General features: G+C 62.9%; 18 protein-coding genes. 2 read left to right on the top strand and 16 right to left on the bottom strand.

Annotation, left to right across the window (positions count from 1 at the left end; translation table 11 throughout):
- Nucleotides 1–25: 25 nt before the first annotated feature.
- Entirely contained in the window at nucleotides 26–1,303 is a 1,278-nt protein-coding gene (locus PDM29_RS17110; RefSeq protein ID WP_311191255.1) for a DUF1214 domain-containing protein, read from the bottom strand.
- A 148-nt stretch (nucleotides 1,304–1,451) separates the two neighbouring features.
- Nucleotides 1,452–1,964: a hypothetical protein gene (locus PDM29_RS17105; protein ID WP_311191254.1), complete on the bottom strand. Its 513-nt coding sequence runs from the start codon at nucleotides 1,962–1,964 to the stop codon at nucleotides 1,452–1,454.
- A gap of 481 nt (nucleotides 1,965–2,445) precedes the next feature.
- Between PDM29_RS17105 and PDM29_RS17100 the strand changes: the two genes are divergently transcribed.
- Nucleotides 2,446–6,435 carry an autotransporter outer membrane beta-barrel domain-containing protein gene (locus PDM29_RS17100; RefSeq protein ID WP_311191253.1) on the top strand — a complete coding sequence of 1,330 codons (3,990 nt, stop codon included), beginning with the start codon at nucleotides 2,446–2,448 and terminating at the stop codon, nucleotides 6,433–6,435.
- A gap of 657 nt (nucleotides 6,436–7,092) precedes the next feature.
- On the opposite strand, the gene PDM29_RS17095 is transcribed toward PDM29_RS17100, so the two are convergent.
- From PDM29_RS17095 to PDM29_RS17060, 8 genes are all read right to left on the bottom strand, one after another.
- Complete coding sequence (locus tag PDM29_RS17095; protein WP_311191252.1) at nucleotides 7,093–7,317, bottom strand: helix-turn-helix domain-containing protein; 225 nt, start codon at nucleotides 7,315–7,317, stop codon at nucleotides 7,093–7,095.
- A 1,405-nt stretch (nucleotides 7,318–8,722) separates the two neighbouring features.
- On the bottom strand, nucleotides 8,723–9,589 hold the full coding sequence (locus PDM29_RS17090) for a TniB family NTP-binding protein (RefSeq protein WP_311191251.1): 867 nt from the start codon (nucleotides 9,587–9,589) through the stop codon (nucleotides 8,723–8,725).
- Entirely contained in the window at nucleotides 9,586–11,415 is a 1,830-nt protein-coding gene (locus PDM29_RS17085; protein ID WP_311191250.1) for a Mu transposase C-terminal domain-containing protein, read from the bottom strand. The genes PDM29_RS17090 and PDM29_RS17085 overlap by 4 nt, the downstream gene beginning before the upstream one ends.
- 463 nt (nucleotides 11,416–11,878) lie before the next feature.
- Nucleotides 11,879–12,175, bottom strand: a complete 297-nt coding sequence (locus PDM29_RS17080) for a type II toxin-antitoxin system RelE/ParE family toxin (RefSeq protein ID WP_311191249.1) — start codon at nucleotides 12,173–12,175, stop codon at nucleotides 11,879–11,881.
- Nucleotides 12,172–12,600, bottom strand: a complete 429-nt coding sequence (locus tag PDM29_RS17075; protein WP_311193818.1) for an antitoxin PaaA2 family protein — start codon at nucleotides 12,598–12,600, stop codon at nucleotides 12,172–12,174. Before PDM29_RS17075 ends, PDM29_RS17080 begins: the two co-directional genes overlap by 4 nt.
- Nucleotides 12,601–12,763: 163 nt before the next feature.
- Nucleotides 12,764–13,567, bottom strand: coding sequence for a CHAD domain-containing protein (locus PDM29_RS17070; protein ID WP_311191248.1), 804 nt, complete (start codon nucleotides 13,565–13,567; stop codon nucleotides 12,764–12,766).
- Nucleotides 13,568–13,632: 65 nt separating this feature from the next.
- On the bottom strand, nucleotides 13,633–14,289 hold the full coding sequence (locus tag PDM29_RS17065) for an NAD-dependent epimerase/dehydratase family protein (protein ID WP_311191247.1): 657 nt from the start codon (nucleotides 14,287–14,289) through the stop codon (nucleotides 13,633–13,635).
- Nucleotides 14,290–14,438: 149 nt separating this feature from the next.
- Nucleotides 14,439–15,092 carry a hydrolase gene (locus tag PDM29_RS17060; RefSeq protein WP_311191246.1) on the bottom strand — a complete coding sequence of 218 codons (654 nt, stop codon included), beginning with the start codon at nucleotides 15,090–15,092 and terminating at the stop codon, nucleotides 14,439–14,441.
- Nucleotides 15,093–15,249: 157 nt separating this feature from the next.
- Between PDM29_RS17060 and PDM29_RS17055 the strand changes: the two genes are divergently transcribed.
- Nucleotides 15,250–16,149: a LysR family transcriptional regulator gene (locus PDM29_RS17055; protein WP_311191245.1), complete on the top strand. Its 900-nt coding sequence runs from the start codon at nucleotides 15,250–15,252 to the stop codon at nucleotides 16,147–16,149.
- Here the strand turns inward: PDM29_RS17055 and PDM29_RS17050 are convergent.
- From PDM29_RS17050 to PDM29_RS17025, 6 genes are all read right to left on the bottom strand, one after another.
- A complete protein-coding gene (locus PDM29_RS17050; RefSeq protein WP_311191244.1) occupies nucleotides 16,133–16,933 on the bottom strand; it encodes a MipA/OmpV family protein in 801 nt (266 codons plus the stop codon). The genes PDM29_RS17055 and PDM29_RS17050 overlap by 17 nt on opposite strands.
- Before the next feature lie 98 nt (nucleotides 16,934–17,031).
- Nucleotides 17,032–18,366, bottom strand: coding sequence for a sensor histidine kinase (locus tag PDM29_RS17045; RefSeq protein WP_311191243.1), 1,335 nt, complete (start codon nucleotides 18,364–18,366; stop codon nucleotides 17,032–17,034).
- Nucleotides 18,359–19,039 (bottom strand): response regulator transcription factor, encoded by a 681-nt coding sequence (locus PDM29_RS17040; protein ID WP_311193817.1) that lies wholly within the window; start codon nucleotides 19,037–19,039, stop codon nucleotides 18,359–18,361. Before PDM29_RS17040 ends, PDM29_RS17045 begins: the two co-directional genes overlap by 8 nt.
- A gap of 11 nt (nucleotides 19,040–19,050) precedes the next feature.
- On the bottom strand, nucleotides 19,051–20,088 hold the full coding sequence (locus PDM29_RS17035) for an aspartyl/asparaginyl beta-hydroxylase domain-containing protein (protein WP_311191242.1): 1,038 nt from the start codon (nucleotides 20,086–20,088) through the stop codon (nucleotides 19,051–19,053).
- Nucleotides 20,085–23,171 carry an efflux RND transporter permease subunit gene (locus PDM29_RS17030; RefSeq protein ID WP_311191241.1) on the bottom strand — a complete coding sequence of 1,029 codons (3,087 nt, stop codon included), beginning with the start codon at nucleotides 23,169–23,171 and terminating at the stop codon, nucleotides 20,085–20,087. Before PDM29_RS17030 ends, PDM29_RS17035 begins: the two co-directional genes overlap by 4 nt.
- Nucleotides 23,168–24,274 carry an efflux RND transporter periplasmic adaptor subunit gene (locus PDM29_RS17025; protein WP_311191240.1) on the bottom strand — a complete coding sequence of 369 codons (1,107 nt, stop codon included), beginning with the start codon at nucleotides 24,272–24,274 and terminating at the stop codon, nucleotides 23,168–23,170. The genes PDM29_RS17030 and PDM29_RS17025 overlap by 4 nt, the downstream gene beginning before the upstream one ends.
- Nucleotides 24,275–24,347 lie beyond the last annotated feature (73 nt).

The raw sequence follows: 24,347 nt of genomic DNA, 5'->3' as shown, positions 1-24,347 counted from the left end.
GCTCCGAAAGAGTGATGAGATTGGCCTATGCTCGCCGGATGAGGGGCGGCGGATAGTAGCTGCCATCGGCGACAGCGCCGCGTGGGCCATAGAAGCGGAAGGTCAAGCTCCATGGCTTGCCGGCGCTGGTCGGCAGCCAGTTTGGCTCGGGCGCGTCCGCTGGCTTCTCCGGTGCAAAGTAGAGCGTGAGCGAGCCGTCGTCTTCTTTGACGAGACCCGACTGGTTGTTCAGTAGATAGCGTTCCAGCGGATTCGGCAGCACCCTGCGGTGCAGGCGGTCGACGGCGATAACTGACCAGAAGTACTTGGCAAACTTGTCCGGAAGCGCGTCGGCGGGAAATGTCAGGGTGTAGCTGCCATCGGGTTCAAGCGCTGCGCCGGCGCTGTCCAAGGCACCGCGGTAATACAGCACTTCATCGAGCACGTTGGCCCAGATCCCACCAAAGTTGACGGTGCTCCGGCTCATCCAGTCCTGGCCCCAATGGCCGCAACAGGCAGGCCGCGCCCATCCGTTGCGGATGCTGCCACGGCCGATGTATGGCGCGGCATCGGAGAAGTCTTTGAACGCCTTGCTCCGGACAACTGCATCGACGCGGGCTCGCTCGGCTGGCGCCCGGATCGCCAGGGCAATCGCCCTGACTTTGGCTTGGAGCTGCTCCAGAGCGCTGGTGTCCGGTTCGCGCAATGCCAGCTCGGCCGATTCGAACGCCTCCACGCCGGGCAGCTCCGCGATATCGAACATCACCGTGCGTGGGACTTCGGGCAAGGTCGGGTTTCCCTGCATCTCGAACCTGAACTGCCGTTGCAAGTCGATCGCTTCTTTCCAATCTGCACCCAGCTCTACGCGCAGCAGGACCCGAGTGACCATGGCCGGCACTTCGACCCGCTGCACCCCCTCTGGAATCCTCATGTCGCTGCCTGTCAGGCACACCGCGAACTGGCCGAACGGATGGTCCGGATAGACCCGTTCATTGATGTTTGCGACGGTTTCACCCCACCCGTCGATAAATTCGACCACGTAGTACCGCCCACTGATCTCCGGAACGGTGACAAGCAGCCAGGCGTTATCGTCAAGCGCTATCCACGCCTCGGAATAGGCCACGTCCAAGTTGGGATTCGGCCACTCGACCTGCCCCGGCTTGCGATGCAGCAGCGTGTTCCACCGCAGGCCTTCTTCGTCGAAATCCGCCTGCTGCTGACGCGCTATCAGCAGGCGGCCGAGTAGATATATGTAAGCATCGCTGATGTCCTGGTCGGATATCGATTGAGCGACGTTCTCATGCGGGTTGGTAATTTCGGACACGGGATCACACTCCTTCAAAAAGTAAACTGCTCTCTCGTGCAGCGTGGAAGGTAACGAAAGAAATCGCCAGCCGCAGTTCGCCTCTCGCCACACGACATCGCAAGGTGGACGGAACAGTCGGCAGCCTGTCTGGGTGCTGATGGTTGGTCTAACCGTGATCACCATTGCCAGCGCATGCCGACCTTTCCGTTCCACGATGTCTCGTCGCCATCGAAAGTCCATGTGTAATCCGCATCTGCGAAGAGATAGCCGATGGCGCTGATTTGCCATGTGCCACCCAGTCCCGCTTTGCCCCAACTGTCACCCAGGTCGGCGGTGAAAGGCGCTCCGGCGCCATGTACACCGTTGCATTGATGAAGGTGGCATTCGCAGGCGCAAAACTCGCGGGTCCACTGAACACGGGTATCGGGCTGAAGTAGCTCCCTGCCGGGCGCTCGGCAACAGTTTGGTAGTCGGTGAATGTCGCCGTCGTGCGCGGATTGGCAGTGATGCCGAAACAGCCCACAGGGGCATCCGGCGCGGTCGATAGTGTCGTGCCGCTGCCGACCGGCTCATAGGCGTCTGGCAACTGGGCATCTCCCGGCGGGGCCGCCTGCGCTTGATGCGTGGCTAGGTTCAAGATAGCCGTCGCAAGCGACATTACCAGGAATTTCCGATCCATTTCCCAACTCCGGGGCAGCAAGGACCATCCTTCAACCTGGCGCCGACCGGACGCGAGAAGTCGCCAAATGCATGCTGCAGCATTTGCCTCGCCTTTACTTCTGCGGATCTACGCAGACGACGTCAGTAAAACTACTTTGCAACCTGTGACCTGCGTGCTCCTGCCGAGCTACTACGTCAATAGACGCCGCGACTCGTGATCGGTTGATCTCGGTCCGCGGGGGGCAGTGGGAGATGCCTTCCGGCTCGGCGTCTACAGTGCGCTGCCCGTAGCGATTCTTGTCCAAGTTCCGACACGGGTCGACGCGTATGTTTACTTAAGCGGGTTGCGCTTTTTACCCTTGTCAGCAGTGGTCTGGCACTCCACCTTCGGACTACCGCAAGCGAGGGGTGCTGCCATGCCTGTTCATACGGATCGAGCCGGCGGGGTGAACTATCGGCCTAAAGAGTTGTGTGTATTGAGCGTTGCCTTGGCAGTAGCGATGGCATCACCTGTCGCGGCGCAGACCTGCCCCACGCCCGCCGTGGCCACCGCCGGCGGCGAGTGCACCATACCGACCGGAACCGTCGTTGTCGTGGCAGCCAACGCCACCGGTGCTTCGGCACAATCGACGGGATACATCATCGCTGACGGCATCATCGAAAACCTTGGCGGTGCCAATGCGGTGGGTGCGTACGCACAATCGGGCGGCCGGATTAGCTTCAACGCAAGCACGGTACGAACCGTGTCCACGGCCGCTGCCGCCAGCGGGCAGATCGGGCTGCGCGCAAACGGCGCGGGCAGCGCCATCACCTCCAGTGGTGCCGTCATCACGATGACACCCACAGGCACCAGTACGCCGGCCAATCTGCGCGGAGTAAGCGCCGAGGCGGGTGGGCAGATCAGCCTGGACAACGCGCAGATCCAGGTAACCGGCGGCTTCAACGCGCTCAACAACCATGCCGTCGTGGCGACCGGCGCCGGCAGCGTGATCGAACTGACCTCAGGCAGCATCAGTTCCAGTTCGCGCGGTGCATTCGGCGCGGCAGCGCTCGACGGTGGGCTGATCACCTTGAACGGCACCACGATCAGTACGGCAGGTGCGCAGAACACCACCACCCAGGACGGCAGCCATGCCATTCTGGCGCGCGGCGCGGGCAGCCGGGTCACCGGCCAGGGCGCGGTCGTGACCACCACCGGTACGCTGGCCAACTTGGTCCGCGTGGACGCCGGCACGGTGTCGCTGAGCGACACCCTGCTCTCGCATGTCGGCGCGGGCAATGTCCTCAATCCGGCAGCAGGCGTGCGCGTGACCAGCGGCGGTACGTTCACGCTTGACGGCACCAGCGCCATTACCACCAGCGCGCTGTATTCGCCCGGACTGCTGATTGCGGATGCCGGCTCAAGCGCCCGCATCGAAGATGCAACGATCACCGTGGGCGGCGCACGTTCCATCGGCGTTTCGGTGCTGGCAGGGGCAACCGCATCGCTGGTCGATACCCAGGTGCTGATGCGCCCGTCCGGTGCCACCGGTCCGTGGGCACCGGCGGTACTGGCGGACGGGCTGGCGGCCAACGTGACCCTGCAGGGCGGCAGCGTGAGCACCGAAAGCGCCACCGCCTACGGCGTGCGCGCGTTGGCCGGTTCCACCATCGCGGTGGACGGCACCACCATCAGCACGCTGGGCGTGGACGCGGCCGCGCTCACTGCGGGCAGCGCCAGCATCACCGCCAACAACGTCACGATAGTCACCCGTGGCAATGACAACGCCATGGGCGCGCTGGCCGACATGGCCGGCACCGTGACGCTGACGGGCGGCTCGATCATCACGTACGGCAACCAGGTGCGGCAGTCGTCATTCGCCCATGCGCTTGGCGCACGCAATCCGGGTGGGCTGCTGCTGGCCAGCGGCACCGCGGCCCGGACCTACGGTACCTACGCGATGGGCGTGTGGGCCGACGACGGCGGCACCGCCACGGTGGATGCGGTGACCGTACGCACAGAAGGCAGCGGGGCCAGCGGCGTCCTCGCCATCACCGAACAGCTGGGGACGCAGTTTCCTGCCCAGGTGACCTACACTGGCGGCAGCGTGGAAACGTTCGGCGACCTCGCCCACGGCGCCAATGCGCAAGCGCGCAACGACCTGGCGACCGAACTTGCGGCCATCACCCTCACCGGCACGCCGGTGACCACGCATGGCATCGGCGCGGTCGGCCTGCGCGCGGTGCTGGTGGACTATGGCTCCGCACCGTCCGGCCGTGGGCAGGCGCGGGTCATCGCAGCAAACCTCGCCGTCTCAACCGAAGGCGCGGGTGCGCACGGCGCGCTGGCGCGCGATATGCCAACGCAGGTACAGATGAGCAACGTGGCGTTGCGCACTGGGGGCGCGGCGGCACATGGGGCAGTGGCACTGATCGGGGGGCAGTTGACCGGTGCGTCCACTACGGTGGCTCCCATCGGAAGTGACGCCATGGCCCTGTTTCTGGTGGGGACGCCCACGTCCGTTTCGCAGGCAGACTTCACCGGCAGCACATTGACCAACGCCAGCGGGCCCACGGTTGGGGTCGCGGGCAACGGCAGCATCCGCCTGACCGACACCAGCGCCAGCGGCGCCACCGAGTGGCTTCGGGTGGGCGATCTGACCAGCTTCCCATCGCTGGCGACGAGCGAGCCGGGCGTTCGCGGCCCGGCCGATTTTCCTGATGACGACGGCAACCTTCCCGCCGAGCCACCGCCGCTGCCGCCCGGTGCTCCCATCCCGACGCTGCCGGGCGCGGCCGACATCACGGCGACCCGCAGCACGCTGGTGGGATCCGCCTCAACCGCCGCTGGCAGCGTCTCGAACCTCGTGCTGGAGGAGTCTCTGTGGCGGATGACCGGCAGTTCCAACCTTACGACACTGGTCAACGACCCCAGCCGGATCGAGTTCACCCCGCCCAGCGGCGATCCCACCCTGGCAGCGTCCTACAAGACCCTGACGGTGTCCGGGTACAGCGGCGATGGCACGCTTGCCTTGAACACTTGGCTCGCGGGGGATGGTGCGCCTTCGGATCAGCTGGTCGTCTTCAACGGCAGCAGTAGTGGGCCGGGCATGATCGAGGTCAGCAACACCGGTGGGTTGGGCGAGCTGACGCTCGCCGATGGCATCCGGGTGGTGCAGTCGCTCAACAGCACAACGATGGCAGACAACTTTGCACTTGCGGCACCGGTGGTCGCCGGACCGTATGAGTACTTCCTCTATCGCGGCGGTGGTCCTGCGGCGTCCGGCAATGACGTCGAGAACAGCTGGTACCTCCGTTCGGTGATCGACTGCGCGGCCGCAGGCGCGCCCTCACCGCCGTGCCCGGCGCCACCGACCCCACCCGTGCCGCCCAATCCCCCGGTGCCGCCTACGCCCCCGCCGCCACCGGACCCAGATCCGGATCCGCCCAACCCTCCTGCCCCGCCCACGCCGGCCTTCCGCCAGGAGGTGTCGCTAATTGCCGCCGCGCCGGCAATGGCGCAGGTCTATGGACGCACCCTCATCGACACCCTGCATGAGCGGGTGGGCGATGAGCAGCTGCTGCACCAGCGTACAGACCTTGATCCTGATCGCAGCGGCTTCAACGGCGCGTGGATGCGCTATGTAGGCCACGACGGCGAGCACGACGGTGGCCGCCACGGCATCTACGGCAATCGCGGCCCTGATTATGACTATCGTTTTGATGCCCTGCAGATCGGTGTGGACCTGTACCGTCATGTCGATACCGATGATCGCAGCCGCGAGCACGCCGGCTTCTACCTGGCCTACGGCAAGGGCAAGGGTGAGGTCCGGCACAACCTTCTGGACTACCAGTTCCACGCCGGCACCGATCGCTTCAAGGCCGGCTCGGTGGGTGGCTACTGGACAGGCTTCAACGACAAGGGCGCATACCTGGATGCCGTGGGTCAGTACACTTGGTATGACTTGCGCATACAGTCGCCGCGGATGCAGGACACCTTCGTCGATGCATACGGCTTGGCGCTGTCATTGGAGGCGGGCTGGCCTTTCATCCTGAATGACGGCGACGGCCGCACGATCGAGGACGGGCGCTGGCGGCTCGAGCCGCAGGCGCAGGTGATCTGGCAGCAGATCGACGTGGATGATCTTGACGTGGGCAATGCCCAGGTACGCTTCAGCGACGGCGATTCGCTGGTGGGGCGCATCGGCGCGCGACTCAGCCGCAATGGCCAGCGCGAAAGCAGGCAGGGGCAGCTGCGCGCAGACAACGCATGGCTGCGCGCCAACATCTGGTGGGAGTTCCGTGGCGAACCCCGGGCGGAGTTTGCAACCAGCAGCGGCTACGTGCCGTTCGCGGTGGATATGGGCGGCAGCTGGGCTGAGGTGGGCGTGGGTGGCACCTGGCAGGTCTCTGAAACGGGCTATCTGTTCGCCGACGTGGACTACAGCTGGAGCTTCAGCGGAAATGAAACTGCGTGGAATGGCAAGCTCGGACTTAGATGGGCATGGTAGACGGGAAGGGTCGCGGCAGTGCACGTTGACTGACGCGCATTCCATCGGACGATAGGGCAAAGCAAATGCTCGGTTCGCACGATTGAATCTCTAACCGCCTGAGCGCTGTCCTGGGTAACACCGTGTCGGCGGTCTTCATCGCCGCCAAGACCAATATGTGGCGGACGCTGCGATTTTTTTCCCGATAAGCCTCACTAATACGGCCAGGCCTCATGTTCCCTTTTCGTCAGAAGCGATGTTCCCCCTAGCCCCGATAAACATTCCTAATCGCTGCAGAGGCGTTCGTAAATTAAGGCAGTGCAGGCAGACATCGAACGCTCTCCACGCCAAAGTCCACCATCCAGCCGGCCTTTACGACTCGATCGACGGCAGCGGGATGCTGAAGAAGGTTAGAGCTTCCGGGCGCGCGCTAGTGTGTGCGCGGCCTTTTCAATCAGCAGATTGATCACCCCCTGATCGGGATGGGATTTCAGCCGCTCTTGCACGACTAGACTCAATATATGAGCATGGGCAAATGAAAGCCTGCGCCGTTGCCAATAGGCATCAGCACCACCTTTCGCATCTTGACCAGGATTTGCCACACCTACCTCTCGATGCCGCCCCTATACATAAAGATAGACTTGCTTATCAGCGCTCGCAAGCGCGACCGCAATCCCCCTAAAGCTCAGCGTCACGAAGGAGCTGATGCGGTTTTACGCCTAGACCGGCAGCCAGTCTACTTAGTGTGGCGACGGTTATGTTTTTCTCCCCCCTCTCGATTGAGCTGTAGTAGGCGCGGTGCATGGAGATCGAGTCGGCGAAACGCTCCTGACTCCAGCCATTAGCTGAACGGGCGGCGCGGATTGCCAAGCCAAGTTTTCGGGCCAAAGAGTCGTGCTGCATGCTGTAAAGCATTGTTCTCTGGCTACTTCTATAGCTACCACCTCAAAGGTAGACTACTTATAAGTATACACAGGGCTCGCCTATGGCTTTGCTGCTCATCGACCCAGACTGCGATCTGATAATTGAACTAGATGCAGCCCAGGGCCTTCTCGACTCCCTGCGAGAGCAGTGGACACGACTCCAGTACGAGCCGGAGCGGGAGAGCTTCGGGTCACGGGTCAGCCAACGGATACTGCCCATTGTTGCCGACTGCTTGGATTGGGATCTCAAGCCACCAACAAATGCACAAATCAATTATGCAGTTTCCATCGCTCGGAGGCTCAAGCTTGAGATCCCAGCCGGCGTCCTTCAAAAGCGAAGCGACATGGCGGACTTCCTTGACTCGTATATCCCCGTACTTACGCAGGCTAGTGGCGTGCGTCGCTCCGCACGACCTACAGCAAAGGAAAAAGGCCGAGCAATGCCCCGCAGACGAAAAGAACCAGCCAACTGACACTCATCCTGATGGCCAAATGATCGCGACGTTGGCGCTCCACGAGGAGGTCACCGCTTAGATCTGCGCAACTCGCTTGCGTCTCTCCGCCCCGACATAGATGCAACTATCTCCGCAAACATCCCTGCCCAGGGCACGGAACCGCGTGAGCGCCATCGCAGGTCGAGCCATCTCCAAGCCTCGATTGGAAATCTTGGTAGCGCAGCAGCTTCGCCTTCCCGCAACGCACTCCAAGCTTGCCAAGCAGCGTGTAATGCTGCCACCCTTTCACCAAGCTGCAGCTCCCCTACTCTGCAAGGCATTCTTGAGTTGTGCTGACGATTGCTCGGGCGGAACACCCACCCGCGCTCCATTAGGACCCACTCGGAGCCTATACCTGCAATCAAACCAGGAACCGGAGACCAGTTGCGAGCAGCGGCGAGGAGTAGATCTCGCCGCAACCTCATGTCGTGGGCGTCAAGCCCAGTACCCATGCGCCATTCGGAGAGCCATTGCAGCCATTGCCCTAACGCTTGGTCCTCTCCCGCGCTGATGCTCCGTGAGGCCGTTCTCTCGCAGAGAAGCAATCCATGCTCTTCGCAGCAAACGGCTCTCACATCAAGCCAAGCAACCCTGACGGGGTACCGCCTACCCCCCCTGCACGGCGTTGAGCATAAGGCGCAACAAAGGTGGCGCCACGCCGGGGCGACGCGCATATCTATTGGGATACCCGCTACATTGCCTATATCGGCAGGCAACCCGACCCACGCCCTCCCATTGCTGGGGCGTTCTGGCTCCCGCGAATCACACGCGCACCATGACCACCATCCCTCCGGGTCAAGGCCAAGATGCTGGCGTGTGGCCTCCAGCCAAGAGTTTACCGTTTCCCCCGGGTATACAGAGGCATGGGCCGGCAAGTCCACGATGTTCATTTCATTTACCCTCCCCTACGTATCCTGCAGTCAACGCTCTTTCGAGAACATGCACATCGATTCGCGAGAGCTTTTGCGCGTGAACAATCCTCATCGCCGCTGCGATCACCTCGAGCACCTTGGCCGTCGTGCAGCATCCCCTCGAAACCATCCAGCGGACGACTGCCTGGTCATCCAGTCCAGAAGCCTTTGGCAGATCGAGCCCAGCCTCGATGCTTGCAAGAAATGAGCGAAATTGCTGCGATTCCGACCAGAGTGGGATCTCAACGCGCGTGAAGCGGGATTGTAATTGTTCATCTGCAGCCAGAACATTTACCAAGTTCATGGTCGACGCAATCGACACTGTGATTCCGCGATTTGTTATCGTTTTGATGAACGCAAGCGTCTGTTGCTGCGTCGCGCGACCCGCATTCAGAAAATTCCCCGCTTCATCGATCAGGATCTGTTTGACCCCCGATGATGAGAGCAAGTTCAGCGCGGTGTCGCACATGAGAGATGGTCTGCGCACTGGATAGCCGCCTGGCAGACATGCGTCTATCAACGACCGAGCCAGCTTCGAGTGATGTCCATCAAATGGAGCTTCCACGAAGATTACTTCGCGTTGCCTCAGACCGAGGGCATCTACGGACGGAGAGACTTGCGAAAGGTAGTGCATCTGCAGCCGAGTCTTCCCCCCGCCCGGCCCGGAAGCCAAGTGCACGCATTTGGGCCGATCTCGCCCTGCCTCGAACCTTCTGAGGTGACTTGCCAACTTCAAGTAGGTTACGGCCGCGGGGTGCGGGATGAAGCGAAACGAGTGCTCGAGCTCAGCTGGAACTTGAAGCCCAAAAGCCGGGGAAACTTCACTCTCAGCATCATTGGTGGTCATTCGATTACCCCGTCATCCCAATCAAATGCCGCGGCGGCGACGGCGTAGTCAACCAGGTCGGTGCCGGCCGGCGCTTCGAGCTTGGGAAATCTAGCCACCTTGCGTCTTGCGGCCTTGGAAGTTGATTCGGCTGCGATCTGGATAGAGCGCTGCCTCTGCATGGACTCGAAAAGTTCGCTCGAAGACGACGCCAATTTACCTCTTGCCTTCAACTCCGAGCGCGCCTCGCGCAGCTCCCACCAAGAGAACGCCCCCAAGGATCGGTCGATGAGAGGAACGTCCAGAAAGCCGCAGCCGTGACGCAAGTAAACCTTTGATAGATCCCGTTGGCTGTAATGAATCTGATGGTCTATTTGATCGTTGATGAAAGGAGTGAGGCATGGATCCCAGTAACGTAGTCCTTTGACTACCACCCCCTCTCTCGTGACCTTTCTGGTCACTGAGGGATAGAAACCAACAACAAAGGCGCGCTGGTCTCCAATCATCGGCGGAAGGATTGTCTCTCCGCGCTTCCCTATCCACGCCGCCTCCCAGGCTGCAGCAGGCGTCAAGCCGCGAAGGCCCTTATGTGGTCTGTTGTGATACTGCCCCGCAATCTCCTCAGCAAGCCACTTCTCGAGGTCCTGAAACGACATGACGGCGCGTCGTTCGGACTGATAGCTACCTCTAGCTTTGACATTGGAGAATGTGGTACCCGGCAGAAGATGAACCGCTCCCATCATGGTGCCAATCACTCGCTCCACATAGGCACCATAATGAGGGCTCCGCACGGGCCGCTCATTAACACGGATGCCATACCTTTCGCATTGAGCCCTGACGTCCCTTGCCTGAAAGGTCTTTGCGTTATCCCAGTGTACGCACTCAATCTTGCCAAACATGGGGTAGTGAAGATCCAGCCCAAGGCTTTTCAACCAAGGCTGCTTTGGAAATGATGCATGTTCCAATGCGTGCGCAACTGAAGTCTGATTTGGAGGGTCGAAGCTCAGGTAATAGCCAAGAATGCATCGGGTGAGAACGTCGATCGCAACCGTGATCCATGGCCGGCCAATCGGCTTCCTGGATTCAGCAGAAACAACAATCAGGTCCACGAGCGCGTGGTCTATCTGAACTGCCTCCAAAGGTCTTGATACCTCAATCCCTTTGACAGATGGGGCGTGTTGCGCGTGAGCGTCGTGTCCACCCAGTCGCTTCTTAGCAACCTCCATAGGTGACCGCGCGGCAATTCGTGCACGTATTGCCTTCCTGCCCGGCGCAGGGATGCCTGCCTCCTTAGACAGCGCCGCCACTCGCCTCACAACGGCAGATAGTGGAGGTCTTTCACGCGTGAGGTGCGTCCCGTCTATTGCCTTGTCTATCAGGCTTTCCGCGACGGGCCTAAGCCTTCGACTTCCGGGACTGGGACCCGGGATGGCGCGTAGCTGCGACGCGGGTACCGGATTATCACGATAGTTCTTGATTCGTCTCCGCACAGTTGAGGGGTGGACGCCCAATTCTAAAGCCACTGCAGCGCATGCTTTGCGACTGACAACACCGTTGCTCTGCTTTAGTAGCGCGGCTAGGGTGTCGCACCAATTGGCCGCCTCTTTTTCGTCCTTCGGGTCGGAGTCAGAAATAGCTCTTATGGTGCGCGCAGAGGTCCCCGAAACAAACGGTTCGATCATGCTTGGATCGGCCCAGAAAATCTCGTCGGTGCCCTGTACCCTGAGATGGATACCCTCTTTGTGCACTCCCAGCACGACCACAGCGCGCCCTCCGCTAACTGCCACAAGGCCTTTACGAATCCTCAAGTCCGGCGTGACCTTACTTTCTCTTTTGGGTGCCGACATCGCCTCAACCTCAGGCCATGGACAACACCCGCCCGTCCCTCTTGACGACAGGAGACCGAAGTGGGAGGCTGCAAGCGTTCGGGGACGACACCGACGTTTGTGTTGAATGGCTTGGGTTGCCGCCCAGGCCATTCGTTTTTCCAGCCTAGGCGGGTGTTGGCTCAGACCATGCTTAGTGATCCCGTCGCGTTCGTTTTCGGAGTCATAGCACAGCTTTTGGCAAGTCTCAATGCAAGCTGTTGAAGACTATAGTTTTTACACCATGTTCTTCGGAAAATGCGACCACTATTTCCACCTTCGCGGGGGGCTTCAATCTGACCATGTTCCGAGATACTGCTCCTGTCCAAGAATTGGTCACTAGTTCATGCGTCCGCGGTGCAAAGCTACCCCAAAAGTTCTTCGCGCTGGCGGATTTGGCTCCCCAATCGCTTGATTCGACACGCTTTTTTCGTGCTCGCATCATCTAGGGGAACCGACACAGTCGTAGGATCTCCACCGTTTTGGACTCCTCCAGCACGCGGTAAAGCGCTATGTAGTTTTGATGGATTACCCATTCCCGGACATGTCCTGGTACGCCGGGTCTGCCTGTCCTGCCGATCCTCGGATGCTCGGCCAGCAACAACGTCCTCCCGCGGATCTCGCGACCAAACACTGCCGCCGTTGCCGGACTGTCGTCCGAAATGAAGTCAACGATCCTTTCAAGATCCCGCGCTGCAGACGGTCGCCACGCTATTTGGTATTGCGAACCTGAAACTGTCATTTCGCCAACTTGCGGGCTATCTGCGCGTCCATGCGAGCAAGGACGTCTTCATGGGGGATGCTCGGTTCCGGGTCATCAATGGCTTCCTGGATTTCGCCGGCAAGCCATTCGGAATATGCCGCAGCTTGGTGGGCTTTGCGCATGGCTTCGGCTCGCCCCCGGTTTCCTGCAGTCTCCAACTTCTCATCCGGATCCCATTCGCTGGCGTCGAACTGCCCGGCTGTAATGCCGATGTCCCGCAGGACGTTCAGAGCTGCCGCCAGATTGCCGAATCGCCGCGGTTCCGCGCTTCGGGCTTTAGCCAAAAGGGCATCGGCACCGCTGCGCGTTGCAATCTTCACCAGGAACGACCCGCCAGCACCCTTTAAAGTCACGCCCTCTACGCCGCCTGCGTTGTAAGCGGCACGAAGTTGCTCGATTGTCATGCTAAGCACGGCTGGCTCCTGGGAAGTCTCTTAACCTAGGTCAACAGTGCACATTTTATAGGAAACATGCAATCGTATCCTTTGAAATCTGCAACCCTGAGCCTCTGCAGGTCACCCAGATTTCAAGAAATCCACGCCGTCGCACCGGCGAAACCCGACCGGCTTAGGCACTACCACCCCGAGCACCAGCATCCGCCATCAACCGGTCAATCAGACCCATCACCTCCGGCTTGCCATCCCAAACGGGCATCGGCCGCACCAGGTTGCGCAGCATCCGAAGATCCTGCTGCCAACCCAACTGATCGCTCACTTTATGAAGCGCCTTGGCTTTACCAGGACCATGCAGCGCATCGACCAGCGCCGTAGTCTTCAGACCCAGCTCAGGCAATGCCTCAAGTTGCATGCGCAGTCTGCGTACCCGTCGACGCCAACGATGGACGTTCTCAGGGCTATCGTCGTGCGCAGCGCGTTTCTGCGCCTTGCGGGCGCGACGTTCGCTATGCAGCAATCCGGCTTTGATGTCAGAAGCTTTCACTGCATGCCAGGGCAGCGCATCCAGCCACAGCGCCACATCTGCGAGTTGCTTTCGCCGGCGACCTAGCAAGGGATCCTTTCCCAGCTGATTTCGCATAACGCGCTCACCACGCCACTGCAATGCTGCGCATGCCGGCCCCAGCTGCGCCTCTGGATGTTCTGTCTGCAGACGCTCGGCCGCCTCCGCTACCACGTGGGCATCGCGCATATCTGAAAGGCTGTCTCCCAATCGCTGCAGCGACGCGTCTGCACGATCAAGGTCCAGCTGACTTCGCTCCAGCAATGCCAACAACCCGCGCAACCTGCGAATGGCCTTGCGCGCGGAATGGATCGCTGGCTCAGGGGTGCCGGTGGCCGAAAGCCCCTGCAGAATCGCGGCGCACTCCCGCTTGGCCAGGGCATGCGCCTTCTCCCCTACTCCCTGTTTCGACATCGCATGCCTCGGATCGAGTGGGTTGGCGGGCGTGATGCGTCACGGAAATAACCGGGGCGTTCCGTCTACTTCGCGGCCAGTGCATTGATCTGGTCGCATTCCACCACGTTAGGGGGTGAAGGCATCGCTGCCAAGGCCAGCATGGTGCGACCAATTGCCTCGTTGCTGGTCGCCATGCCGGGCGTCATGCGCTCGGCCAGCCTCATCAACGGTCCGCCGAACTGATACAGGGGCTTCAGCGCGCCATGCCGGGTGCCGGTGCCCTCGACGGGCCGCACGCCACCCGGGCGCAGCATCAAGGCTACAATCGGCAGAACGGCGAGCGCACGCTCGGTCTCTCCCTTGACCCGCAGCGGCATCACCCGGCTGTCGGGATCTGCATACGCACCGGACACATACAGGAACCGCCCGACCGGATTAGCCTGGGCCCAGGCGCGGGCAACCGCTACAGTGGCGTCCAGCGTCACCCGCCGGTATTCCGCCTCCGGCGTGCCTACTGGCGGTGCGCCGGCACAGTAGAAACAGGCGTCGAATCCGCCCAGAAGCGGCACCACTTCGTTCGCCTGCAGGAAATCGGCCAGTACGATTTCCTCAACGCCAGCGGGCGCATCGCCCCCCTTGCGTACCAGCACCGCCAAACGCTCCACCGCTGCCGAGGCCTGACAGGCCAGGACCACGCCCTGCCCCACAAGCCCGGTTGCGCCGGTCACCAGAATCTTCATTGTCTCGCACCCACAGAACAGCTCACGCTAGACTATCACCCGGGTCAGGTGACGCCGTTGTGGTTGTCGCCATCACCCCTGGGGTGGCATTGCAGGGTGCGCAGGCGGCCCTCGACGGAAGTGCTCCGCCGAGGGCTGCCCGTCCAGTCTCAGCTGGCCGCGCGTGGAGCCGGCGTATTGAGCAACTGCTGTTCCCAAAGATACGCCACGCCGCTGCCCGCCGCGTGGTACTTGAATACCTCGGTCAGTGCTTCCACGTGCTCCAGACGTGCCCAGTCACGCTGCCATTCGGCGGCCACCGCCACCCAGGTCATCACGTTTGCACCGGCAGAAATCATCCGCTGGATCGCCACTTCGTGTGCTTCGGTGGAAACCGCACCGCAGGCATCGGTGACCACGGTGACGTCCCAGCCTTCCCCCAATGCCTGAATCACCGGCATGGCAACGCATATCTCGGTCCACAGGCCGGCAATGATCAGCTGCTTGCGTCCGGTTTCCTTCACCACGTCGACCACGGCCGGGTCTTCCCAGGTGTTGATGAAGGTGCGGTCGATCACCTTCTGGTCGGGGAACACGTCAGTGATGTGCGGGAAGATCAGGCCGCCACGTTCGGCGATCACGCTGGTGAGGATGGTCGGGACGTCGAACACCTTGGCGACCTTGGCCAGCGCGGTTGCATTGTTCACTACGGCCTGCGGGTCGTGGCTGTTGAGGTTCGCCAGCTGGTAGGGCTGATGGTCGATCAGCACCACAACCGAGTCTTCGGGGCGAAGAAGCGAGGAAAGACCATTACGGAACGCCATGAATGCATCCTTTGCTGCAGTGAAGGGTGAGGCTGAAACCTTGTCATCCCACGACGACTGCCGGTAGATCCACTCCGAGCGCAGCTGTGTCGCGCCGCGCGGAACGACGTCTGCTGCCCGGCTGTGGCAGGATGCAGATTCATCAGAAGGACGCGGCATGGATATCGAAGATCTGCGGACGTTCGTGGAAGTGGCGGATGCAGGCGGCGTCTCCCCCGGTGCACGTCGGCTCGGCATCTCCAAATCCATCGCCAGCCGTGCACTGGCGCGCCTGGAGGCTGAATTGGGCGTCCAGCTGCTCGCCCGAACCACCCGTGGGGCCGCGCTGACCGAGGCGGGTGCGGTGTTTCGCGAGCATGCGGCCAAGGCCTGTGCGGAGATCGATCAGGCCCGCGAAGCGCTGCAGCCGGAAGGTGAGCTGCGTGGACGGCTGCGCATTGCCCTGCCGCTGACGTTTGGCCCCACCCACTTCGCTTCGATACTTGCCGAGTTGGCTATGCGACACCCGCATCTGCAGGTGCATACGCATTACAGCGATCGCTTTGTCGACATGGTGACAGAAGGCTTCGACTGCGCCATCCGCGTTGGCTACCTCGCCGACTCCAGTCTGGTCGCCCGCTGCGTAGGTCCACTGAACGGCAAGATGGTGGCCAGTCCTGCCTACATTGCCACACACGGTGCGCCGGAAACGCCGGAGCAGCTGGCGCAGCACCAGGCCTTGATGCAGGGCACCGAGCCCTGGCAGCTGCTGGACGGCGACAAAGTGGTGAGCGTGCGTCCGCAGGGTCGATTCAAGGCTGACAACGGCACAGCGTTGGCGGTCGCGGCGGTCGCCGGATTGGGCGTAGCCTGGCTGCCGGACGGCATCATCGCCGAACACCTCGCCAATGGCACCTTGCAGGTAGTGATGCAGAATTATCCGCCGCCATCCGCAGGCATCTATGTGGTGCGCCCGCCGGGACGACACCCGTCACGCAAAGTGCGGGTACTGACCGATCTGCTGCTTGAGTGCTTCGATCAATCCCCGCACCTGGACGGCATCAGAACCCGCGCATGAACCCCAGGAACACGGTAGCGCTTCCGTCGGTATCCCGCTCGATCAGCGGGCTGTCGGTGATCTTATCGGGCAGCAGCTTGTACTGCGCGAAACCCATCATGCTCCACTTCTCGCCCAGCGGGCGGAAGTAGCTCACGCCCACATGCGGCACGGTCACGCTTCCGGGACGGTAGTCGATCACACCACGGGCAACCTCTTCCTTCAATGTTCCGTAGTAGTAGTTGCCCATGTCCTTGGACTGCCAGGTGACGCCCACGTTCGGAGTCAACTGACCTTTGCCGGCCTTGAAACCATAGCCATACTGCAGCGATGCTTCCTGCCCGCCGCTGGCGTCGGTCACGTCGGCCAGGGCTTCGAACTCCAGCTCGCCGAAACCACCCCGCCACACCAGCTTGGTGCCCAGGTCCAGCGCCTTGTCACGATCTTCCAGCAGTCGGTAATCAATACCGTTCTCGGCCAGCTCGCGGCGACCGAGGTCCTTCACGTCGAAACCGTCCATGCGGGCCTTGGCGACGACGGCGGCATTGAAGTTGTTGCTCTCTATGAACTTCCAACCGGCAGTCAGGCCTTCAACGTAGAAGTGGTCGCCGTTGTAGCTCACCAGGGGGAACGGCATCACCCGGGTGCCCTCCCCTGCGTACGCGCTGTCGGTCACCACAGCACCCAGTCCCAAGCCCCACCGTGGCGGCCCCTGCTCACCCTGTCCGTTGCCCTCCGCGCCTTCCTGCGCCACCACATGGAAGGACAAACCACAGGCCAGTACCGGCCACAGGAACTTCTTCATAAGACACGAGACCTCTGCTGATGGAGTGCGCAGAATGAGCGTTCGATGTCGCCGAAATGTCGCGCGTCCCGCCTGGGGATGAATGCGTGCTGTCTATCTCAGCCGATGTCGATACGGCTGGGGGACATGTCCAGCGCGGCGCGTGTGCCACGTTCACTGGAATCCAACGTCAGTGCCCAGCCAAAGCGGTCGCAGATGCGCCCGATCAGGAACAGGCCCAGCCCCTGCCCGCGTATCGGGGCGCTTTGCCGCAGGATGTCGCGATAGCGGCGCGCGGCCTCTACCGGGTCGAACCCCCTGCCAGAATCGGTGATGCTGAGCACGCCGTCCTGCAGCGCAACTTCCACCTTGCCTGACTCGGTGTTCTCGATCGCGTTCCGCAACAGATTGCTGGCGGCGATACGCACCATCGCTTCGGGTGCGGCAATGAAGGTAGGCTCCAAAGCACCCAGCTGCAGGAACGCGGCTTTGCTACCCAGCAGATGTTCGTGGTCCTGCAACAGCCGCGGCAGCAGATCGTGCAGTGCGGTGATTTCCAGCGGTGCCCCCGCAGCGGGCGCTTCCCGGGCCAGGTACAGCAGTGCGACCATGGTCTCGGAGAGATCGGCCACCGCATTTTCAATACGTAACATGGCCGGAGCCGATGTAGCGGGCAAGGGCTGTTGTTTGAGCACGTCGATGGCACCGGCAATCACCGCAATCGGCGTTCTGAATTCGTGGCTGGCCTGGTCAAGCAGACTGCGCTCGCGTTCAATGAAGCGGGCAACCCGTTCGAGATGCGCATTGCTGGCCTGGGCAATGATCTGGATTTCCTCGCGCCGGTAGTCGGTGGGCAGGCGAGCCAGGCTGTCACTGGGGTCGATGCTCTGCATGCGTGCAGCCAGATCTCGTACCGGGCGGACCAGATTCGCATGCAGCCAGGCGATCAGGCCCGCGATAACACCAGCAAAGCAGAACACCCACAACGCACTGTACCGAGCGTAGCGGTTCTGCTGTTGTTCCAGCGGTTCGATGCTGATCTGGGTAATCAACCGACCGGGCGGCAGGTCAACGACCAACGCATGATAGGTTTCGCCGTCTTCCGGGCCGGTGCTGAGCGTGTCGCCGAGGATCGAGGATTCCGACGTGTAGCCCCCCGGTGGCTGGTCCACCAGGTGTGCGGGAACATCGGCCCGCCCCTGCTCGCCCACCACGTACCAGGAACGCATCAGCCCTTCGCGCGGCAGCAGGTCCTGCCTGCCCTCGCGTACCAGCTGCGCATGCTCCTTGGACATGGACTGCAGAAGTTGGGGCCAGTAGCGGCTTTCCATCAGCAGCTGGCCGCTGAAGCTCTGGATGGCGATCGCAAGCAGGATCAGCAGTCCCAGTACGATCAGGGCAACGCTGGTCCACCAATGCACGCCGCGCCCCCGCCGGGGTGCCGGCCTAGTCACGGGCGAAGATCCGGTAACCGGAGCCGGACACCGTGTGCAGCAATGGCGGTTCGTCATCCACTTCAATCGCGCGCCGCAGCACGTACATGTGCGACCTCAGCAGATCCGTGCCGGGCACGGCATCGCCCCACGCCGCATGCTCCAGTCGCGCGCGGCTGACCACCTGCGGGCTTTCCCGCATCAGCAGCTCGAGCAGGCGACGGCCGGTGCGGGTCAGGGTGACCTCGCGTTCACCCCGCCGCACCTGCAGCGTACCCAGGTCGAAGTGCAGGTCCGCCACGCTCAGCACGTTGGCCGCGGTGCCCGCCTGTCGGCGTCGCGCCACCAGCGAGCGCAGCCGCACTTCGATCTCCGGCAGGGCCACGGGCTTGACGAGGTAGTCGTCCAGGCCGGATTCAAAGCCGTCGATCTTGTCAGCCACCTGGTCGCGTGCGGTCAGCATGATCACCGGCACCATGTTCTTCGCATCGCCGCGCAACCAGCGCAGCATGCTCAGACCGTCCAGCCGTGGCAGGTTCCAGTCCAGCACGATGGCGTCATAGTGCTTTGACGATGCCAGGTGTAGACCGGAGAGGCCGTCCGGCGCGGCGTCCAACTGATGCCCACAGGCTTCCAGGTAATCGTAGAGGTTCGCTGCCAGCTGGGCGTTGTCCTCGATGATCAGAATCGACAGTGATGTAGTGCTCATTGCCAGGAGCGTCCCAGGAAAAAGATCGGGAAGGTGATCCCGGAGGCGTAATGCTGCATCAGCGCGAACGCCTGTGAGGCGAACTCTAGCACGGCCCATACGCCGCCCAGGCAAAGCAGCAACAGGCCAATATTGAGGCTCAGCTTGAGCAGATCGTACAGGCGGCGATGGGAGCGTTTCAAACGCAGGCCACGTTCGCGCAGCGGCGCCACGCGGGCGAACAACCAGCTCACCGGGCCCTGCCAGTCCTCGGGCGTGTTGGGCACGGTCATGCCCCGGGCCAACCCCGCGTACAGCCGGTTGAACACGCGTCCCGGCAGGTGCATGGGGCGCTCCACATCGCACATCAGAATGATGCGCACCGCGTCCGTGTCATTTCTCACGAAGTGCGGATACGTCTCATCGAAGACGAAATCCTGTCCATTGCGCCAGGAGACCGGGTGGCCATCCACCTGGATGAAACAGTCGTCGGACTCGGGAGTGTCCAGGCCGAGGTGATAGCGCAGCGAGCACGCCAGCGGGTCGGAATGCAGGCTCAGTTCCGCGCCGGGCGGCAATACCGAGAACATCGCCGCACGCACGCCGGGAATGCCTTCCAGCAGGCGCACCGTGCCGGGGCACAGACGCTGCGCGGAGCGATGCGGCTCGCCGTACCAGCTGAGGTAGAACCGCCGCCAGCCGCGCTTGTGGAAGGTGCGGAAGCCCACGTCATGATGGCCTGCGGTACCCGGGGCTGAAGCGGCATCGATGCTGCCGGCAGCATGGAGTGCCAACGCTTCGTCGCGAATGCGGCGCCAGTTGCGGCGCAAACGATGGATGCCCTCCAGGTAGTGCGGTTCCAGCACCGGGTGACGGGCCTCGGGACGCGTGGCCATGTACAGCAGGCAGTTGAACGGCGCGAACACCGGCCAGCTCTTACGCAGGTACTGGGACAGACTGGCGTAGCGATGCTGGCCGCGCATGCGGTACACGTAGAAGACGCTGCCGATGGCGTAGACCATGGCCAACAGCAGGATGAGAAACGCCATGTTCATGGGCGTCGCTCCTGCAGAACCGGGGCCGGCACCCCCTTCCCAAACAGCCGTCTCAGGTGTTGCACGGCGTCATCCATCACCGTGTAGGCCACCGGCACTACCAGCAGGCAGAGCACGGTGGAGGTCAGCAGTCCGCCCATCACCACCACGCCCATGGGCGCGCGGAAGCTGGGATCGGCACCCCACCCCAGTGCTACCGGCAGCATGCCGGCCCCCATCGCCACCGTGGTCATCACGATGGGCCGCGCGCGCTTGCGGCATGCATCGATGACCGCACGGTGCCGGCTCAGTCCAAGGTCATTGCGGGCAATGACGATGTAGTCCACCAGCAGGATGGCGTTCTTGGTGGTGATGCCCATCAGCATGATCAGGCCGATCATCGACGGCATGGACAGCGTATGCCCGCTCAACCACAGCGCCAGGAAGGCGCCGGGGATCGAGAGCAGCAGTGCCACCAGCACCGTCAGCGGCTGGGCAAAGTCCTTCAGCAGCAGCACCAGCACCATGTAGACGCACAGCACGCCCGCCCCCATCGCCAGCGCGAAACCAGCGATGAGCTCGCCCATCACTTCCGAATCGCCAGCCACGGCCAGGGCAACACCGCGAGGCAGGTGGCGCACGCTGGGCAGCGCCATCGCCTGCTGCTCCACCTCACCGAGGGGAAGGCCGTTCAGGGCCACATTCAGCGTGACATTGCGCTTGCGGTCATGGCGGCTGAGCGCTGCCGGGCCGCTGCCCAGGCGCACATCCGCCACGCTCTCCAGCGGCACCGCGCCCCGGGCGCTGGCCACCGGCAGTCGTCGCAGGATGTCCAGGTCGTCGCGCCCTGCGTTGTCCAGGCGCACCACCACCGGAATCTGGCGCTCACTCAGGTTCAATTTGGCCAGGTCCTGTCGGTAATCGCCGAGGGTGGCGACGCGCAGGGCATCGGCAATGGCGCTGGCGCTGACACCGAGGTCCGCTGCGCGCGCCGGATCAGGATGGATCTCCAGCTCGGGGCGAACCACGGCCGCCGATGACACCACCGCGCCGACGCCGGGAATCGCGCGCAGCTCACGCTCCACCACACGGGCATGCCGTGCCAGCAGGTCGCCATCGTCACCGGTGAGCACCAGCTCGAAGCCTTCGCTGCCCTCCCCCACTTCCACGCGGATGCCGGCCAACGGCTGCAGGGCGTCACGCAGCACCTTCTCAACGTCCTGTCGTTGAGGACGCTCCCCACGCGGCATGAGGTTCACCGTCATCGCTGCGGTGGTAACGCCGACGCTGGGCGCGGCTTCATCCGGTTCACCCGAGCGCGCACCACCCGCACCGACAGCGGTGTACACCGATTCCACGTACGGGTTGCGTGCAAGCAGCGCCCGCGCCTGTTCCGCGCTGGCCAGGGTATCGGCCAGCCGACTGCCCGGCGGCAGGGTCAACTGGACCTGGACGTGGTTGCCGTCGTCCGGCGGCATGAACTCGCCCGGTAGCAGCGTAGCCACCCCCAGCCCCAACAGCACCACGGCTGTGGCGGCCGCCAGAGTGAGCAGCCGGTGCCGCAGGCAGGTGCGGACCACGCGCAGGTAGCGCACCACCCAGCGTGGCGCGCTGACGCCACGAGGTGCCGCCTTCAGCAGATACGCCGCCATGGTCGGCGTCAGCATTCGCGCGACCAGCAGCGAGAACAGCACGGCGACCGCGGCGGTCCAGCCAAACTGCACGAAATACTGGCCCACGGTACCGCCCATCAGTGAGGTCGGCACGAATACCGCCACCAGTGTCAGCGTGGTTGCCACCACGGCCAGACCGATCTCGCTGGAGGCGTCCCGCGCCGCGTCCAGCGGGGCCTTGCCCATCAGCAGGTGGCGTTCGATGTTCTCGATCTCCACGATCGCGTCATCCACCAGCACGCCAATGATCAGTGACAACGACAGCAGCGACACCGTATTGAGCGAGAACCCCATCAACTGCATCAGTGCGAAGGTGGGGATGACCGAGAGCGGCAACGCCACGATCGCGATGAAGGTGGCGCGCCAGTCGCGCAGGAACAGGTACACCACGATCACCGCAAGCAACGCACCTTCCAACAGCAGCATCATGGAGCCGCGATAGTTGGCCGCAATCGGATCCACGTAGCTGACCGCCTCTTCCACCTGTATCTGTGGGTGCTCTCGCTGAAGCTCCTCGATCACCCGCCGCGTTACCCTGGCCACCTCCAGCTCGCTGGCCCCGCGTGCCCGCATCACATCGAAGGCGACCACCGGCCACCCGTCCATGCGGGCAGCAGCGCGGGGCTCGGCCGTGGTGTCACTGACGGTGGCCACATCGTCCAGGCGCAGGTGCCGACCGTCACTCAGGGTGATCTCAAACGCAGCGATCTCTGCGGCAGACGCCGTCGCCGCTAACGTGCGCACGGATTGTTCAGCGCCGCCCAGATCCACCCGCCCGCCAGCCGCCTCCAGCTGCGACTGACGCAGCTGGCGTGAGATGTCGGCGGCGGTCGTGTTCAGTGCCAGCAGGCGGGCCGGGTCCAACGCCACCCGCACTTCGCGACTGAGCCCGCCTATCCGTTGTACGGCCCCGATGCCTGGCGATCCCAGCAGGCGCTTGCTCACCTGGTTGTCGATGAACCAAGACAGCTGCTCCATATCCAGCGTTGTGGAGCTCAGTGCGAATGTCAGCACCGGCTGGCTCGCCAGTTCCACCCGACGGATCACCGGGTCTTCCAGTTCAGCGGGCAGATCCGCCCGTATGCCGGCCACGGCATTGCGCACGTCATCCATGGCCTGCTGGACAGGCACTCCGACTTCGAACTCTGCGTTCAGTGACACCACGCTGTCACCCAGCGTCGCCGTGATGTGCTTGATGCCCTGCAGGTTGGCCAGCGCATCTTCCAGCCTGCGCGCAACGTCGTTCTCCAGTTGCGTGGGCGAGGCCCCCGGAAGGGTGGCGGTGACGGTGATGATCGGGAAGTCGATATCCGGGAAATCCTGTACTTTCATCTCACGGAAGCCGACCAGACCGGCCAGCGCCAGCAGTACGAACAACAGCGTGACCGCGACAGGATTGCGGATCGACCAGATGGACAGGTTGGCACTCATCGCATGCCCCCCGCAGTGCCGTTCACCACGCGCACTGTGTCACCGTCGTTGAGCAGACCCAGACCTGAGCCGATGACGCGAGTGCCGGCATCCAGCCCCGCACTGATCTCCACCCGCTCGCCCACGCGCTGCCCCAACGTGACCCGACGCGTGTGCACCGCACCGCCCTGCCCCACTTCCATCACGTAATCCAAGCCGTCGCGCGCCAACACCGCGTTGTTCGGCAACGTCAGGCCGGCGTGATCACCCACCTCGATCTGCCCTTGTGCGAATGCACCGGCACGCAGCACGGTTGTCGTCGGCAGGTCCACGAAAACCAGCCCACTACGCGTGGCGGTATCGATCATCGGGCCGACCATGCGAACCCGACCCACAACGTCGGGCTGCGCCGGAGTGGCGATTCGCACCGGCTGGCCGGCCTGCACCTGCGCCAGCCCCGTAGTGGATACCACCGCACGCCATTCCAGCCGATGGTCTTTGATCAGCCGGAACAGTTCCTGGCCGGCCGGTACCACGGCACCCACGGTCGCCGTACGCGCGCTGATGGTTCCGTCGGAGGGAGCCAGCACCCGGGTCTGCTGCACGCGCAACCGCGCAAGCTCGGCCACGGCCTGCGCGGCCTGCAGCCGGGCGCGACTGGTCAGCGCGACAGCGCTGTACTGCCCCACCTGCTGCTTGGACATCACCCCTGCTGCGTCCAGACCCTGTGCGCGCTGGTGATTGCTCGCTGCCTCATCGGCTTCGGCGCGCGCCAGCGTCACGGCCGCCTCGGCTTCGGCCAGCGAGGCCTGCAGCGATGTCGGGCTGAATCGTGCGAGCAGTTGGCCCTGTTGCACCACGTCACCGACGTTGACCAGCACTTCGGTCAGGCGCTGGCCGTCTGTCTCGGCTCCAACGCTGGCCTCCTGCCAGGCCGCGATATTGCCGGTCGCCGGCACCCGCACCGGCAGCCTTTCGTGCCGTGGCTGCACCAGGGTGACGGAAAGGACCGGCACGGCTGCACCTGACGGCGGTGCGCTGGAACGGGATTGATGCCACCCAAGGGCGAGCGCAGCCACGACCAGCAGCAGCGCTGCGGTCAGGGCAGTAAGGCGGTGTTTCATGGTGGCGGCGTTCCTCTGGCCTGCTGTTGGGGCCGGAGGATGGCGCGGGGGTGTCGGGGAAATGTCGGAACCG

Source organism: Stenotrophomonas oahuensis (assembly GCF_031834595.1).
In the GTDB taxonomy this organism is placed as follows: domain Bacteria; phylum Pseudomonadota; class Gammaproteobacteria; order Xanthomonadales; family Xanthomonadaceae; genus Stenotrophomonas; species Stenotrophomonas oahuensis.
The sequence above is the reverse complement of the archived record's forward strand: the minus strand, read 5'-3'. Positions and strand labels throughout refer to the sequence as shown.

What these genes read in the sequence shown, in the direction of transcription:
- PDM29_RS17105 (WP_311191254.1), bottom strand. Translation starts at nt 1,964, where the DNA reads ATGGATCGGAAATTCCTGGTAATGTCGCTTGCGACGGCTATCTTGAAC.
- PDM29_RS17100 (WP_311191253.1), top strand. Translation starts at nt 2,446, where the DNA reads ATGGCATCACCTGTCGCGGCGCAGACCTGCCCCACGCCCGCCGTGGCC.
- PDM29_RS17095 (WP_311191252.1), bottom strand. Translation starts at nt 7,317, where the DNA reads ATGCAGCACGACTCTTTGGCCCGAAAACTTGGCTTGGCAATCCGCGCC.
- PDM29_RS17090 (WP_311191251.1), bottom strand. Translation starts at nt 9,589, where the DNA reads ATGACCACCAATGATGCTGAGAGTGAAGTTTCCCCGGCTTTTGGGCTT.
- PDM29_RS17085 (WP_311191250.1), bottom strand. Translation starts at nt 11,415, where the DNA reads ATGTCGGCACCCAAAAGAGAAAGTAAGGTCACGCCGGACTTGAGGATT.
- PDM29_RS17080 (WP_311191249.1), bottom strand. Translation starts at nt 12,175, where the DNA reads ATGACAGTTTCAGGTTCGCAATACCAAATAGCGTGGCGACCGTCTGCA.
- PDM29_RS17075 (WP_311193818.1), bottom strand. Translation starts at nt 12,600, where the DNA reads ATGACAATCGAGCAACTTCGTGCCGCTTACAACGCAGGCGGCGTAGAG.
- PDM29_RS17070 (WP_311191248.1), bottom strand. Translation starts at nt 13,567, where the DNA reads ATGTCGAAACAGGGAGTAGGGGAGAAGGCGCATGCCCTGGCCAAGCGG.
- PDM29_RS17065 (WP_311191247.1), bottom strand. Translation starts at nt 14,289, where the DNA reads ATGAAGATTCTGGTGACCGGCGCAACCGGGCTTGTGGGGCAGGGCGTG.
- PDM29_RS17060 (WP_311191246.1), bottom strand. Translation starts at nt 15,092, where the DNA reads ATGGCGTTCCGTAATGGTCTTTCCTCGCTTCTTCGCCCCGAAGACTCG.
- PDM29_RS17055 (WP_311191245.1), top strand. Translation starts at nt 15,250, where the DNA reads ATGGATATCGAAGATCTGCGGACGTTCGTGGAAGTGGCGGATGCAGGC.
- PDM29_RS17050 (WP_311191244.1), bottom strand. Translation starts at nt 16,933, where the DNA reads ATGAAGAAGTTCCTGTGGCCGGTACTGGCCTGTGGTTTGTCCTTCCAT.
- PDM29_RS17035 (WP_311191242.1), bottom strand. Translation starts at nt 20,088, where the DNA reads ATGAACATGGCGTTTCTCATCCTGCTGTTGGCCATGGTCTACGCCATC.
- PDM29_RS17030 (WP_311191241.1), bottom strand. Translation starts at nt 23,171, where the DNA reads ATGAGTGCCAACCTGTCCATCTGGTCGATCCGCAATCCTGTCGCGGTC.
- PDM29_RS17025 (WP_311191240.1), bottom strand. Translation starts at nt 24,274, where the DNA reads ATGAAACACCGCCTTACTGCCCTGACCGCAGCGCTGCTGCTGGTCGTG.